This is a genomic window from Prevotella sp. E13-17 (genome assembly GCF_022024035.1).
GTDB lineage: Bacteria > Bacteroidota > Bacteroidia > Bacteroidales > Bacteroidaceae > Prevotella.
Genome location: NZ_CP091787.1, coordinates 1,657,691 through 1,673,053, shown reverse-complemented (window position 1 = coordinate 1,673,053; position 15,363 = coordinate 1,657,691). Strand labels below are relative to the sequence as shown.

The 15,363-nt window shown below is 45.6% G+C and carries 13 protein-coding genes and 1 other RNA gene; 10 read left to right on the top strand and 4 right to left on the bottom strand.

Going from position 1 to position 15,363, the window contains the following annotated elements:
• Positions 1-249: 249 nt before the first annotated feature.
• Together L6472_RS06455 and rnpB are read right to left on the bottom strand one after the other, a co-directional pair.
• Positions 250-1,518 (bottom strand): YihY/virulence factor BrkB family protein, encoded by a 1,269-nt coding sequence (locus tag L6472_RS06455; RefSeq protein WP_237807886.1) that lies wholly within the window; start codon positions 1,516-1,518, stop codon positions 250-252.
• Between the two features lie 33 nt (positions 1,519-1,551).
• Positions 1,552-1,936, bottom strand: an RNA gene (rnpB, locus tag L6472_RS06450) — RNase P RNA component class A.
• 236 nt (positions 1,937-2,172) lie between these two features.
• Here rnpB and L6472_RS06445 point away from each other — a divergent pair.
• The 6 genes from L6472_RS06445 to L6472_RS06420 all read left to right on the top strand — a co-directional run bounded on the left by L6472_RS06445 (position 2,173) and on the right by L6472_RS06420 (position 6,763).
• Positions 2,173-3,681, top strand: a complete 1,509-nt coding sequence (locus tag L6472_RS06445) for a Do family serine endopeptidase (protein WP_237807885.1) — start codon at positions 2,173-2,175, stop codon at positions 3,679-3,681.
• 113 nt (positions 3,682-3,794) lie between these two features.
• The gene (locus L6472_RS06440; RefSeq protein ID WP_237807883.1) at positions 3,795-4,658 is read left to right on the top strand and encodes an RNA polymerase sigma factor RpoD/SigA; all 864 of its coding nucleotides are present in this window, start codon (positions 3,795-3,797) and stop codon (positions 4,656-4,658) included.
• Positions 4,659-4,698: 40 nt separating this feature from the next.
• The gene (locus L6472_RS06435; RefSeq protein ID WP_237807881.1) at positions 4,699-5,130 is read left to right on the top strand and encodes a hypothetical protein; all 432 of its coding nucleotides are present in this window, start codon (positions 4,699-4,701) and stop codon (positions 5,128-5,130) included.
• Positions 5,120-6,001 carry a hypothetical protein gene (locus tag L6472_RS06430; protein WP_237807879.1) on the top strand — a complete coding sequence of 294 codons (882 nt, stop codon included), beginning with the start codon at positions 5,120-5,122 and terminating at the stop codon, positions 5,999-6,001. Before L6472_RS06435 ends, L6472_RS06430 begins: the two co-directional genes overlap by 11 nt.
• A complete protein-coding gene (locus tag L6472_RS06425; protein WP_237807878.1) occupies positions 5,977-6,459 on the top strand; it encodes a S24/S26 family peptidase in 483 nt (160 codons plus the stop codon). The genes L6472_RS06430 and L6472_RS06425 overlap by 25 nt, the downstream gene beginning before the upstream one ends.
• Positions 6,460-6,493: 34 nt before the next feature.
• Complete coding sequence (locus L6472_RS06420; protein ID WP_237807876.1) at positions 6,494-6,763, top strand: PqqD family protein; 270 nt, start codon at positions 6,494-6,496, stop codon at positions 6,761-6,763.
• Here L6472_RS06420 and ispE read toward each other — a convergent pair.
• Positions 6,760-7,590 (bottom strand): 4-(cytidine 5'-diphospho)-2-C-methyl-D-erythritol kinase, encoded by an 831-nt coding sequence (ispE, locus tag L6472_RS06415; protein ID WP_237807875.1) that lies wholly within the window; start codon positions 7,588-7,590, stop codon positions 6,760-6,762. The two genes, L6472_RS06420 and ispE, sit on opposite strands and share 4 nt — an antisense overlap.
• Positions 7,591-7,689: 99 nt before the next feature.
• Between ispE and dnaB the strand changes: the two genes are divergently transcribed.
• A complete protein-coding gene (gene dnaB, locus L6472_RS06410; protein ID WP_237807874.1) occupies positions 7,690-9,228 on the top strand; it encodes a replicative DNA helicase in 1,539 nt (512 codons plus the stop codon).
• Between the two features lie 11 nt (positions 9,229-9,239).
• On the opposite strand, the gene hemW is transcribed toward dnaB, so the two are convergent.
• Complete coding sequence (gene hemW / locus L6472_RS06405; protein WP_237807873.1) at positions 9,240-10,346, bottom strand: radical SAM family heme chaperone HemW; 1,107 nt, start codon at positions 10,344-10,346, stop codon at positions 9,240-9,242.
• Between the two features lie 145 nt (positions 10,347-10,491).
• On the opposite strand from hemW, the gene L6472_RS06400 reads away from it, so the two are divergent.
• The 3 genes from L6472_RS06400 (at position 10,492) to L6472_RS06390 (ending at position 15,277) form a co-directional block, all read left to right on the top strand.
• The gene (locus tag L6472_RS06400) at positions 10,492-12,651 is read left to right on the top strand and encodes a translation factor GTPase family protein (protein ID WP_237807872.1); all 2,160 of its coding nucleotides are present in this window, start codon (positions 10,492-10,494) and stop codon (positions 12,649-12,651) included.
• 235 nt (positions 12,652-12,886) lie between these two features.
• Positions 12,887-14,455, top strand: coding sequence for a sensor histidine kinase KdpD (locus L6472_RS06395; RefSeq protein WP_237807871.1), 1,569 nt, complete (start codon positions 12,887-12,889; stop codon positions 14,453-14,455).
• A gap of 123 nt (positions 14,456-14,578) precedes the next feature.
• The gene (locus tag L6472_RS06390) at positions 14,579-15,277 is read left to right on the top strand and encodes a response regulator transcription factor (RefSeq protein ID WP_237807870.1); all 699 of its coding nucleotides are present in this window, start codon (positions 14,579-14,581) and stop codon (positions 15,275-15,277) included.
• Positions 15,278-15,363: the final 86 nt, after the last annotated feature.

Below are 15,363 nucleotides of genomic sequence, written 5' to 3'. Positions count from 1 at the left end.
AAAAAACTTCATACCTTTGCAAAGTATTCAAAGCAAATGGACCTAACCACTATTAACTAATTATAAAATCAACCCTTAATGTAGTTAGTATTTCTGCAACTGAAGGCACGCGCGTGTCAGGCTGCTTGCAATAAATATAGTGGTTTAATATAACCTCTATCTTTATCTCAAATTTTACATACGAAGCTACTTTCCTATGTGAACAGTGTGCGATGCCTCCCAAGAAAAGGATGCGTCGCACGAGTGTTTTTATTCCCCTTTATAGAGAGATTCGAGACGAATGTCGCGAGAACGACGCAAGTAGGCATTTCGTTGCACGATGGCTCTTGACCACTCATCTGTCAACAAGTTGGTCACAGGCAAGTCTAACTGCCATCGGCCTTGAGCCTCAAGTCGATCTACCATAACACCTACGCTCAAATTGTCAAGACTCTCGGCAGGAAGATAGCGCGACTCGTCGCCTTTCTCATCGGGAGTGATTTCTATCAGCAGGTGAGACTCTTGCAATCGATACAAAAGATCATAGACAATGCGGATAGGTATGCCCGATGCTTGTCGCAGTTCTTCTGCAGTGGGTCCCTTGCGTCCATCGGCGAAACGACGACACACGATACTCATGAGCAAGGCACAAAGCATCAGTTGGTAGCGATGACTGATATCCTCGGTACGTCCATTATAGACATAGAAGTCAAAATTTTGCGATGTGTAAGTTAGTTCGGCACCAAAAAGACAAATGTTCCACGATATCTGCACCCACAACATGAACATTGGCAGGGCAGCAAACGAACCATAGATGGCGTTATATCCCGTCACCCACATCTGAGAATGAATATAGAAAAACTGTACCAACTGCATGGCAATGCCAGACAGAATGCCTGGAATAATGGCATTTTTCACTTTGACATGCGTATTGGGCATAAACACATACAAACCAATAAACATTAACGACATGAGCATATAGGGCGACATGTCTATAAGTTTGCGAACAAACGACCCCAGCAGCAGGAAATCAGTCATCGAATTGGCCATCGTGGCAAGAAAAAGACTAATGCCAGTAGAGATAACAATAAAGATTGGAAAGAGGAAGAACATGGCAAAATAATCAGTCACTGTGCGAAAGATGCTGCGCTTCCGCTTCACCTGCCAAATCTCATTGAAGGCAATTTCAATGTGATTAACCAGCAGCATCACGGTATAGAGCATAAAGATAAGACCGACACCCAAGAAAATGCCACTCTTGGTGTGTACTAAATAGCTATTCACAAAACCAATGATGACATCGGCCACCTGAGGCTGCGACGAGAAAGCATCGCGAAACCATAACTCTATATAGCGATTATAACCAAAACCACGAGCGATGGCAAAGATGACTGCCATGATGGGCACAATGGCTAGCAGTGTACTGTAGGTCAGAGCCGAAGCCTGATTAACGACTCGTTCCTTAGTGAAAAAGCGAATAGCAAGATAGGCTATCTTATAGACGGAAGACTGTTGAAGGTTTCTAACTTTTAACTTCATCGAGGTTAATCATGTAGTTTAAAGAAAAAAAACGAAAGCAGCGTCCCTATAAGCCGGGTTCTGTACTGACAAATAGTCAGCGCCTGCCATTTATCTACTACGTATGTCACCAAACGTCTCTAGCGTCCTACCCTCCATCGCATCCCCAAAAGGAACTCGGGCGGGCAACCCTCACATGTCGATGGTTTACATGAACTTGCAGCCTCCAGATGGAACAGCCCAACGATCACCCGCTGGCTGGTGGTCTCTTACACCTCCTTCTCACCCTTACCTATTATATATAATAGGCGGTTGTTTTCTTCTTCCATATCCAGCTGTTACCAACTGCTTCTACTTTCAGAAGTGGAGCACCCTATGCTGCCCGGACTTTCCTCTCGTCTCTCCTTTCAGAAACACCAGCGGCAAGCCAGAACGCTGCTTTCGCGCATGCAAAGGTAATACTTTTTTTTGAAATGGTGCTAATTTTTGTTTAAATTAAAGAATTAAACGAATGTAAAAAATCTATTAGCAGCCGCAAACGGACATTAAAGAGATGCTTCGAAATGTTAAATTCAGACAAAAAGAACGGACAATTTGTCAGTTTTTAAACTTTTGCAATATATTTGCATCAAAGGTTTAAAAGAAAATATAAACATTAACACTAATATGAAGATTATGGATAAGAAAAAGATTGCTAATTATGTCATCCCGGCCATCAGCCTGACGGCCATCGTATTCTCGGTAGCAGCCTTCAACCAGACAAACGCAGCCAACATACAGGCTGCCAATCCAGAGACCACCGAAGTATCCAACCTGCCGGCCGCACAGCCCGTAGATCTAACATATGCCGCAGAAAAGGCTCTGCCATCAGTTGTACATATTAAATATGTGCAGAACTCAAAGATTCAGACCGTAGAGGTACAGAGCGACCCATTTGAAGACTTCTTCTCTGATCCATTCGGTGGATTCTTCGGACGAGGACAGCGTGGACAAGGTGGCACACACAAACAGAAGGTGCAGACACCAAAAAAGACAGCCACTGGTAGCGGCGTCATCATCTCTCCCGATGGCTATATCGTGACCAACAACCATGTGGTGGATGGTGCCGATGAACTAACAGTCACCCTTTCGGATAGCAAGGAATACTCGGCACGCATCATCGGAGCCGACAAAACCACCGACCTGGCTCTCATCAAGATTGACGGCAAAAACCTTCCTGCCATCCGCATTGCCAATAGCGACAATGTGAAAGTTGGCGAATGGGTACTGGCCATCGGTAATCCTCTTGGCCTGAACAACACAGTGACTGCAGGTATCATCTCGGCTAAGGCTCGCACACTTCGTGCTAACGGTGTGGAGAGCTTCATACAGACCGACGCAGCCATCAACGCAGGAAACTCTGGTGGCGCTTTGGTCAACACCAACGGCGAACTGATTGGCATCAACGCCATGCTATACTCGCAAACTGGCTCGTATAGTGGTTACGGATTTGCCATTCCTACGACAATGATGAACAAAGTAGTGGAAGACCTGAAGAAGTACGGCACCGTACAGCGTGCTATGATTGGCATTAGCGGACAAGATGTTAAGTCTCAGGTGGACTACGAGAAAGAGGAAGGAAAGGAGCCCACCGACTATGGCACTATGGAAGGCATCTATGTAGCTGAGGTCATGGAAGAAAGTGCTGCCGCTGAAGCTGGTATCGAGAAAGGCGACATCATCATCGAGGTGGACGGTAAGAAGCTGACAAAGTTTGGTGAGTTGTCGGGATTACTAGCACAGAAACGACCTGGTGACAAGGTCACGCTGACATACCTGCACAACAAGAAAAAGCAAACAAAAACCGTCACACTGCGTAATGAGCAAGGCAATACAAAGATTGTGAAGAATGCCGACATAGATGTGCTGGGAGCCGATTTCCGCGAAATCACAAAAGCACAAAAGGAACAACTTGAAATTACTTATGGACTGGAAGTTCTGAAGGTGAATGCTGGAAAAATGAAAGAAGCCGGTGTACCCAAGGGATTCATTATTCAGCGAGTTAATGACGAACAGATAAAGTCTGTTGAAGACCTTCAAGAAATCGTTAAAGAAGCTTCTACATCTAAAGAGCCAGTGCTCATCATCAAGGGTCTCTTCCCAACAGGCAAACGTGGTTATTTCGTTGTTCAGTTGAGCGAGTAACGACATCATTCTGTTAAAAAACACTAAAGGGAGGAAAAAAGTTAAGACAAAATACTTTTTCCTCCCTTCTCTTTACTAATTTTGTACCCAATAGACTTTAACACTGGTACCTGATGAGACAACTTAAAATTACCAAATCAATCACTAACCGTGAGAGCGAAGCTCTCGACAAATACCTCCAAGAAATCGGCAAAGAGTCGATGATTAGCACGGAGGAAGAAGTAGAATTGGCACAACTGATTCGCAAAGGCGACAGGAAGGCGCTAGAGAAGCTGACAAAAGCAAACCTGAGATTTGTTGTCTCAGTTGCCAAACAGTACCAGAATCAAGGGCTATCCCTACCCGACCTCATCAACGAGGGCAACTTGGGACTAATTAAAGCCGCAGAGAAATTCGATGAGACGCGTGGTTTCAAGTTTATATCCTATGCGGTGTGGTGGATTAGACAAAGCATACTGCAAGCCATTGCAGAACAAAGCCGCATTGTGAGACTACCACTTAACCAGGTGGGGTCAATGAACAAGATAAACAGGGTAGCAAGCAAATTTGAACAAGAGAACGAACGCCGCCCCTCGGCCCGCGAGTTGTCAGAACACATAGATCTGCCGATGGAGAAAATTGATGAAGCCATCAATATTTCCGGAAAACAAGTATCGGTAGATGCTCCCTTTGCCGACGGTGAGGAAAGCTCACTACTGGATGTACTTGTAAACGACAGTTCGCCATCGGCCGACCGCGAACTCTTACAAGAGTCGTTACAGTCGGAGATAAGAGATGTGCTGAAAGAGCTGAACGAACGCGAACGCGACATCATCATGGCATTCTTTGGTATAGATCAGCCAGAGATGACACTAGAAGAGATTGGCGCACACTTCGGTCTGACTCGTGAACGTGTGAGACAGATTAAAGAGAAGGCTATCCGCCGTCTGCGCTGCAACTCAAGGAACAAAGTGTTGCTCAGCTATTTGGGGGCGTAGCGATTTCGATAGAATATTAACACACAACAAATAGAAAGTTTTGAAACACATATCACTCATTCTGTTGTTGGCAGCAGTCTTTAGTACCGCCACAACAGCTACAGCCAAAAAGGTGGTTGTACCAAAGATGTATGTCTTTGGCATTGCTGCATCGTTTAACGATACTATTGTTCACTTTACGAATATTCAGGAGGTTGACAGTGCATGGATAGACAAGAAGACTAATTTCTTGGTTGGGCGAGACAGCTACTCATATCAGATGCGCGACTATATGGAACAAAAACATCAGATGCCACACCGCACCTGCATAGTGTTTTATAATAAGGAGCGCGCCAAACTTGAGAAAAAATATCTCAAAATGAAACGTCTATACATGCCGGGCAAAGACGGCAAAGCACACTTCGACCTGCGCTACCTGAATAGCAGTGATTTCAAGTTTAAGGCCTACGATGCCAGCGAAGATGAGAAATAGTCACTATTTCACAATAGCCGAACACAACATCTGCATCAGATTTGCTGACGGGCAGGAAAACACGATAGAACTCTTGCCTTCGTTCAATGAGTTCAAAGCAGAAAAGCCACAAGGTCAAATGCTCTTCACCTTAACCATCGATGACACATTGTTGCCGAGAAAAGAGAAAACGCTGGTGCGGAAATTTGATACGGGCAATGGCGATACGCTTGTTTACAAGCTCGTTGATGGAGGCTATCAATACATCATACGCGACATACACAATCGCGACTGTTGCCTGCTGATATGCAACAACAGATTCACAGAATGCCAATGTGCCCTTAATGGTGATTGGACTATGCGCTCGTTCGGCTTGAATGATGCACTGATGCTTATCTATGCCTTTGCCGGTGCCTTTCATCACACTATCCTGATACATGCATCATGTATAAAATATGGTTCATGGGGATTTCCTTTCACCGCAAAGAGTGGCACAGGTAAGAGCACTCACACGTCACTCTGGTTGAAATATATCGAAGGATCTGAGCTGTTGAACGATGACAACCCCATCATACGCATCATCAATGATCAGGCATTTATCTACGGCTCACCCTGGAGCGGAAAGACTCCTTGCTACCGTAATATGAAAGTAAGGCTGGCTGCCATCACCAACATCAGCAGGGCATTAGAAAACAGTATTGAAAGATTAGACCCAGTACGTGCATTTGCATCGTTGTTGCCAGCCTGTTCAAGTATGATGTGGGATGCAGAGATTCACAACAATCTATGCGAGGATCTCACACATCTGATTGAACAGCTACCCATTTACACGCTTCACTGTCTGCCAAACGAAGAAGCTGCAAGACTATGCCACAAGACGATTGTAACATAAGAACCATCCAGATGGCCAACTGTCAGTTCCTTCCTCAAATGGTGAGTCTGCTGAAGGAAGGTCATACGGCCACTTTGTCACTACGTGGACGCAGCATGCGACCATTTTTGGAAGACGGACGCGACAAGGCACTCTTGAAGATAGCCGACCACTATGATGTTGGCGATGTTGTTTTGGCAGAAATATCCAAAGGTTGTTTTGTGCTACATCGCATCATCGCTATTAACGGTGAGGAGGTAACACTCAGGGGGGATGGCAATTTAAACGATGAAAACTGCATGATGACAGATATTCAAGCCATAGCCATCGGCTTCTACCGCAAAGGATGCAACAAACTAGAAAGTACGACAGGTCGGAAATGGCGTATCTACTCTTGGTGGTGGACACGTCTCTACCCCATCAGACGATATGTGCTGTTTGCTCTGCATCCACACATTCCACAAAGATGGAGGAAATAAATATTTGTATTGAGTAATAAACGTATCTAAGAATATGAAGACGAAGAAAGGATTTAAACTCCGCACCATCTGCGGCGAAAATATAATTGTTGCCGAGGGTATCGAAAATATAGACTTCAGTCGAATCATCAGCATGAATGAGTCGGCTGCATACCTGTGGAACAAAATTCAGGGCATCGACTTTACAGCCGACACCCTTATAGAACTTTTATTGGACGAATACGAGGTCAGTAAAGAAAAAGCCTCGCTAGATGTCAGTCAACTCATAGAACAATGGCAGAAGGCAGGCATTATTGAGGATTAGAGTTTAAGCGTCTGCTTGAACATCCCATCAAACTCCGATTCTAAAGAAGGCTTGTGACTGAATATGCCAAATACGGCACTGCCACTGCCACTCATAGCAGCATAGTCAGCACCCATATCGTAAAAATGCTGTTTGATAGCGCCAATTTCTGGATGAAGCGCAAAAACACTCTTCTCGAAATCATTTTTCAAATATTGGCGCCATGTACTGACAGGCTGCATGACGACATCTCTACAGTTCTTTTCTGGACGAGAAGGAGTAATCAGCGAAAAGGCCTCTTTTGTTGGCACTGGAATCTGAGGGCGCACCACAGCCAGCCAGTAACCTTTCAAGTTCACATCAATTGGCGTCAACCGTTCACCTATACCCTCAGCATATGCAGGCGTATTCAACACAAAGAAAGCACAATCCGCTCCCAGACGGGCAGCATATTCGATGAGTTGTTGCTCGGTGAGTCCTAGTCCAAACATGCGATTCAGTAGCACCAACATTGCTGAACAATCGCTACTGCCTCCGCCCATTCCTGCTTGTGTAGGAATAGCTTTATATAAATGAGCGTGCACGCGAGGCATGTTGGGAAAATCTTGTTTCAACAAGTTATAAGCCTTTACAACCAGATTCTTTCGTTCATCACCTTCTATCTTAAAATTCGACACCTTCAAGTCGCAATCAAAGTCAGAAGGAAACAACTCGTCCATCACCGTCACTTCAAGTGCATCTTGCAGCGCTACAGGAAAAAACACAGTTTCCAAATTATGATATCCATCTGGACGACGCTCAACCACATTTAAACCAAGGTTTATCTTTGCGATAGGAAAAATGATCATCTTTCTTTCATTTATTGATGCAAAAGTAATCATTTTCAAGGAAAAAGACAAATCAAATCGAAAAAAATACGTACCTTTGCAACTCAAACGCTTCAAATTATGCCAGAACAAAATACAACGAACAGACGTAGTAGAAAACAACAGCCAGTTGACAACACCTATGCACACCTACAGCCACAAGCGCTCGACATAGAACGTGCCGTGCTGGGAGCATTGCTCATTGATAAAGATGCTTATTCGGTGGTTTGCGAGATGCTCTTCCCTGAGAGTTTCTATGACCCACGTCACCAGATGATTTATACGGCCATCCGCGATCTCGCAATGGCCGAAAAACCCGTGGACGTACTGACCGTCACCGAACAAATGGCCAAAAACGGACATTTGGAAGAAGCAGGCGGACCTGGTTATATTGCAGAGATATCCTCACGTGTTGCTTCGTCTGCCCACGTTGACTACCATGCACGCATTGTTGCTCAGAAGTTTCTGGCACGTCAGCTCATCCAGTTTGCCGGCGATATTGAGACAAAGGCGTTTGACGAGACCATCGATGTTGACGACTTGATGCAGCACGCAGAAGGTGCCCTCTTCGAACTCTCTCAGAAAAACATGAAGAAGGACTACACCCAGATTGACCCAGTTGTCAGTCAAGCGATGCAGGCTATCCAGAAAGCTGCGGCTAATTCTGACGGATTAACGGGTGTGCCAACTGGCTATCACAAATTGGATGACATGACCAGCGGCTGGCAGGCCAGTGACTTGGTCATCATTGCAGGACGTCCTGCAATGGGTAAGACCTCGTTTGCCCTTTCTATGGCCAAGAATATTGCAGCCGACTACAAAGTACCCTTGGCATTCTTCTCTCTTGAGATGTCAAACGTGCAGTTGGTTAACCGCCTAATTTCTAACTGTTGTGAGATTCAAGGTTCGAAGATTCTGAACGGACAGTTGCAACCTGACGAGTGGGACCGTCTTGACAAGCGCATCAACGATTTGCTGGGTGCACCACTCTATGTTGACGACACCCCAGGTCTTTCTGTATTCGAACTGCGCACAAAAGCACGCCGACTGGTGCGCGAGCATGGCGTAAAGATTATCATGATTGACTACCTTCAGCTGATGAATGCCAACGGCATGCGTTTCTCATCACGCCAGGAAGAAGTGTCAACCATCTCACGCTCATTGAAAGGACTGGCCAAAGAACTTGATATACCTATCCTCGCTCTGTCTCAGTTAAACCGTGGTGTAGAAAGTCGTGAAGGATTGGAAGGTAAACGACCGCAACTGAGCGATTTACGTGAGTCTGGAGCCATCGAGCAGGATGCCGATATGGTGTTGTTTGTTCACCGTCCTGAGTATTATCACATCTTCCAAGACGACAATGGTCGCGATCTTCATGGCATGGCCCAAATTATTATTGCCAAGCACCGTAAGGGTGCCACCGGTGATGTGCTACTGACCTTCCGCGGTGAATATACACGCTTTGAAAATCCAGAAGACACCCACCTTAGCAACAGAGCCCCACAGGATAGTGGTGAAATTTTGGGCTCACGCGTCAACGGTGAAAGCAATATTCCCGATGGTTTCGACCCATTTGAAGGGAGTCCTCTCCCCCCCCCGCCAGAAGGAGCACCATTCTGATGAGCATATAGCTATACCATCATCAGTTCAGCCATAATCATATCGCTGACAAACAGACCATCACGCGTAAGTTTCAGATGGTCATCAGTTTGTTGTAGCCAGCCACATGAAAGGTACTTTTGAGCCATTCGCAAACAATAATCCCGCTGTTGTGGTCTAAGCCCTTGCAAGGAGAGGCCGTCGCAGGTGCGCAATGCCGTCATCACCAAGTCGTTGTAGTGCGTAGCTTCGTCCAGTCGCTCGTAGTCCACACGTGGACTACCGCTCTCTATTCCCTTGATATATTCTGAAATACTTGACACGTTCCATTGTCTGTCAACCCCATCAAAACTATGAGCCGCAGCCCCAAGCCCAATGTATGGCGTTTGATTCCAATAGTTCGAATTATGGTGAGAGCGATAACCTGCTTGAGCAAAGTTACTGATTTCGTAATGTTCGTATCCCGCAGAAGCCAGACGGTCAATTAGGTCGAAGTACATTTGTCGCTCCAACTCTTCGTCAATCTCACTCACCTCACCACTCTCCAGCATCCTATAGAGTGCTGTACCTTCTTCGTACTGGAGAGCATAGGCCGAAATATGTTCTACACCGAGCGATAAGGCCTCGGTTACATCACGATGCCACTCCGAGAGTGTTTCGTTGGGGAATCCATACATCAAGTCAATACTAATATTGCCAATGCCAGAACTTCTCAATGCGTCAACGGCAGGAGCTATCTGACCAGCACGATGACGACGACACAAAAAGTGAAGACGCCGGTCGTCGAACGTTTGCACCCCCATCGAAACCCTATTAACAGGCAATTCAGCCAGAGATTCTACAAACTGCTGGGTAACATCGTCAGGATTACACTCCATCGTCACTTCGGCCAAAGGATCCACACGATACACCTTATATATATATATAAAGAGTTGTTCTAATTGCTGAAAAGAAAGTTGTGAGGGTGTGCCTCCACCTAGGTAAACAGTGGAAACATCCTGCTCAGAAGATCTGCTCTGCATCTCGCTGCACAGTGCATCAACATATCTCTGAGAAAGTTCAAGTTGTGTGGTTGAATAGAAACCACAATACACGCAACGACTCGCACAAAAGGGAATATGAATGTATAGTCCTGCCATAACAGTTGCAAAATTACTAATTTTGTTTAATTTTCAAAAGTTTTTTTTGGTATTTAGACAGAAAATGCGTACTTTAGAGGCCTCAAACCTAAGGGTGAGAAAAAGAATTACCAAATAATATTAATAACTAAAACCTGTAACACTAATGAAAGTTTATCAGACAAACGAAATTAAAAACATTGCATTGCTTGGCAGTGCGGGTAGCGGCAAGACTACTCTTGCCGAAGCAATGGTTTACGAGGCCGGCATCATTAAGCGTCGCGGCACCGTAGAGGGTAAGAACACCATGAGCGATTATTTCCCCGTCGAACAGGAATATGGCTACTCGGTGTTCTCTACTGTTTTTCATGTAGAATGGAACAATAAGAAACTGAATATCATCGACTGTCCGGGTTCCGACGACTTTGTTGGAGGAGCAATCACAGCACTGAACGTCACCGATCAGGCCGTCATTCTCATCAATGGTCAGTATGGTCCCGAGGTTGGTACACAAAATGCTTTCCGCTATACCGAAAAGTTGCAGAAGCCTGTCATCTTCTTAGTGAACCAGCTGGACAAAGAGCATTGCGACTTCGACACCATTCTGAACAGTATGAAGGAAATCTATGGTGAGAAATGCGTACCCGTACAGTATCCAATCACAACAGGTCCAGACTTCAATGCCGTTATCGATGTGCTGCTAATGAAGAAATACTCATGGAAGCCCGAAGGTGGTGCTCCTATCATTGAGGATATTCCAGCCGACCAGATGGAGAAAGCCAAAGAACTTCATGCTGCTCTCGTTGAGGCTGCTGCCGCCAATGATGACACGCTGATGGAGAAATTCTTCGAAAGTGAGAACCTTACAGAAGACGAGATGCGCGAAGGTATCCGCAAAGGACTTGTCACCCGCAGCATCTTCCCCGTGTTCTGCGTATGTGCAGGCAAGGATATGGGCGTTCGTCGCCTGATGGAGTTCCTGGGCAACGTTGTGCCTTTCGTCAGTGAGATGCCAAAGGTGCGCAACACACGTGGCGAAGAAGTGTCTCCCGACTGCACTGGTCCTACTTCACTTTATTTCTTCAAAACAGGTGTTGAACCTCACATTGGTGAAGTACAATACTTCAAGGTGATGAGCGGCTCTGTAAAGAGTGGCGACGACTTGACCAATGCCGACCGTGGTTCTAAGGAGCGTATCGGCACTATTTACGCATGTGCAGGCGCCAACCGCATACCCATTGACGAGCTGAAAGCTGGAGACATCGGTTGCACCGTGAAACTGAAAGATGTGAAGACCGGCAATGCCCTGAACGGTAAAGACTGCGAGTGGCGCTACGATTTCATTAAATATCCCAACTCCAAGTACTCGCGTGCCATCAAGGCTGTCAATGAAGCCGAGACCGAGAAAATGATGGTTGCCCTGACCAAAATGCGTCAGGAAGATCCCACATGGGTTGTAGAACAATCGAAGGAACTGCGTCAGATTATTGTCCACGGTCAGGGAGAATTCCACCTGCGCACTTTAAAATGGCGTATGGAGAACAACGAGAAAATCAAGATTGAATATCTGGAGCCCAAGATTCCATATCGTGAGACAATCACCAAGATGGCTCGTGCCGACTATCGCCATAAGAAACAGTCGGGCGGTGCCGGACAGTTTGGCGAAGTACACCTGATTGTAGAACCCTATGCTGACGGTATGCCCGATCCGACATCGTTCAAAATCAACGGCCAAGAGTTCAAGATGAACATTAAAGGCAAAGAAGAGATTGATCTGGAATGGGGCGGCAAGCTAGTATTCATCAACTCTGTAGTAGGCGGTGCCATCGATATGCGTTTCATGCCTGCCATCCTGAAGGGTGTGATGGAGCGCATGGAACAAGGCCCACTGACCGGTTCTTATGCTCGCGATGTACGCGTGATTGTTTACGACGGCAAGATGCACCCCGTTGACTCTAACGAGCTCTCATTTATGCTCGCAGCACGCAATGCATTCTCAGCAGCTTTCCGCGAAGCAGGTCCAAAGGTACTCGAACCTATCTACGACTTGGAGGTCTATGTTCCTGCCGACTATATGGGCGATGTGATGAGTGACCTGCAAGGACGCCGAGCCATTATTATGGGCATGGATACTGAGGCTGGCTATCAGAAATTGTCTGCCAAGATTCCTTTGAAAGAGCTCTCTAACTATTCAATCGCACTGAGCTCTATCACGGGCGGTCGTGCTTCGTTTACCACCAAGTTTGCAAGCTACGAACTTGTGCCAAACGACATACAGCAGCAACTCATCAAAGAGCACGAGGCAGAAACCAAGGACGAAGACTGACATTCATTTATCGAATAAGTTTTTTGAACAAAGAGACTTTAGGCTGAACAGCTTAAAGTCTCTTTTCTTATGTGGCACAACAAATTCGATTTTGCAATATCAAGAATAATATATAAAACTAAATAATCAGTTTTTAGTTAATATCGTTAAATTTAACGGAAATATTTAACTTAAATAGTATCACGATTAGGATTTTAAGTTATCTTTGCAACGACGTTATTAAACAGCAGAGAAGATGAAGAAATCTACAATATGGATCATAGCTGCCGTCATGGTGACCTCGTTCTTAGGACTGCTTTTTCTGCAGATCTCCTACATCGAAGAGATGGCGAAGATGAAGAAAGAACAGTTCGATGAAAGCGTAACACGAAGTCTTTATCAGGCATCACGCAACTTGGAACTGAACGAGACGCTGCGTTATCTGGAGAAAGACGTCAACGATGTAGAGCGTAAAGCGGTCACACAAGACTCTATCATCGTGAACAGCCTTGATGGCTCTATTCAGCAAGCCCACCAATTCTCAGTTTCTGCCGACGACGGAACTTTTTATTCGGCTTTCGAACTCAAGACGTTCACCACTAAGCCAGCCTCCGTACCAAAGGCAATGATCATGCACACGGACAAGAACCAGAAATTGGAAGCAGCCAAGACACTACAGGAAATAGTGCGCAATCGATATGTCTATCAAAAAGCACTGCTTGACGAAGTTGTTTATAATATCCTGTACACAGCCAGCGAGAAACCGTTGAAAGAGCGCATCAACTTCAAGTTGCTGGATCAGGACATTCGTTCTGAGCTTATGAACAACGGCATCAGCATCCCCTATCACTTCACCGTTTCTACGGCCGATGGACGAGAGATTTACCGCTGTCCAGACTATACTGATGAAGGCGACGAATACACCTACACACAGACGCTCTACCGCAATGACCCATCATCGAGAATGGGCGTGGTGAAGATCCACTTCCCTGACATGAGCTCATACATCTTCTCGTCTATCAGATTCATGATTCCGGCTCTGATTTTCACCATGGTACTGCTGCTCACATTTATCTTCACAATAGTAGTAATCTTCCGTCAGAAGCGTTACACAGAGATTAAAAACGACTTCATCAACAACATGACACATGAGCTGAAGACACCAATTTCGAGCATCTCGCTGGCCGCACAGATGATGAACGACGACAGTGTGACCAAGAGTCAAACCATGATGAAGCACCTTAGCGGTGTGATTAACGACGAGTCAAAACGACTGCGCTTCTTGGTAGAGAAAGTGCTCCAGATGTCAATGTTCGACAGAAAGACGGCCTCTTTCAAAAAGAAGGAACTGGACCTCAACGAACTGCTTGAGCAGACAGCCAGCAGTTTCAACCTGCGCGTAGAGCATACCGGAGGTAAAATTACAACAGAAATAGAAGCCATCGACTCTGCCATCTATGTTGACGAGGTGCACTTCCAGAACTCCATAACCAATCTGATGGACAATGCAGTCAAGTATCGTAAGCCCGACGAGCCCGTCAATATCCATATCCGCACATGGAACGAAGGTAGCGACCTGCTGTGTTTCAGCATCGAAGACAACGGACTTGGTATTAAGAAAGAAAACGTGAAGAAAGTGTTCGACAAGTTTTATCGCGTTCATACAGGCAATGTACATGACGTGAAAGGCTTTGGCCTTGGTTTGGCCTACGTCAAAAAGATTATCAATCTGCACGATGGTGAAATCAAATGTGAGAGCGAAATCGGACGAGGCACCAAGTTTATCGTCAAATTACCCGTATTGAAAGAAAACAGTTCTAACTAGTCCTTTCTATATAGGTGCAAAGAAACAAAGAGAGAGAAACAAATATTATAGTATTAACTCGGAGGATAGGGACATACGTTCATTCCCCCACCCCCACATAGGGGACAAAAAGAGAAGAAAATTATGGAAGACAAACTGAAAATCTTGCTTTGCGAGGACGATGAAAACCTCGGCATGTTGCTTCGCGAGTACTTGGCAGCAAAAGGCTTCGAAGCTGAGCTCTGTCCTGATGGCGATGCTGGTTTTAAAGCATTCATGAAAACAAAGTTTGACATCTGCGTGCTTGATGTGATGATGCCAAAGAAAGACGGTTTCACTTTGGCACAGGAAATTCGTAGCGCCAATGCCGACATGCCTATCATCTTCCTGACGGCAAAGACCCTGAAAGAAGACATCCTCGAAGGTTTTAAGTTGGGCGCCGACGACTACATCACGAAACCCTTCTCTATGGAAGAACTTGTATTTCGTATTGAGGCTATCCTACGTCGCGTACATGGCAAAAAGACAAAAGAGTCAACACTCTATCACATCGGCAACTTCTTGTTTGACACCCAGAAGCAACTGCTCACGATGGGTGACAAACAGACGAAACTGACCACCAAGGAAAACGAGCTGTTAGCACTGCTTTGCTCGCATGCCAACGAGATCCTGCAGCGCGACTTTGCACTGAAGACAATCTGGATTGACGACAATTATTTCAATGCACGTTCTATGGACGTTTACATCACTAAACTGCGCAAGCACCTGAAAGACGATCCACAGATTGAAATCATCAATATTCACGGCAAGGGATACAAGTTGATTACTCCCGAAGAGCAGTAAAACATCCTTCAAAGAGGAATAGGAACCCACAAACAGGGCGGTGATGTAGGAAAAAACATCACTGCCCTTCTTTTTATTATTTAAGC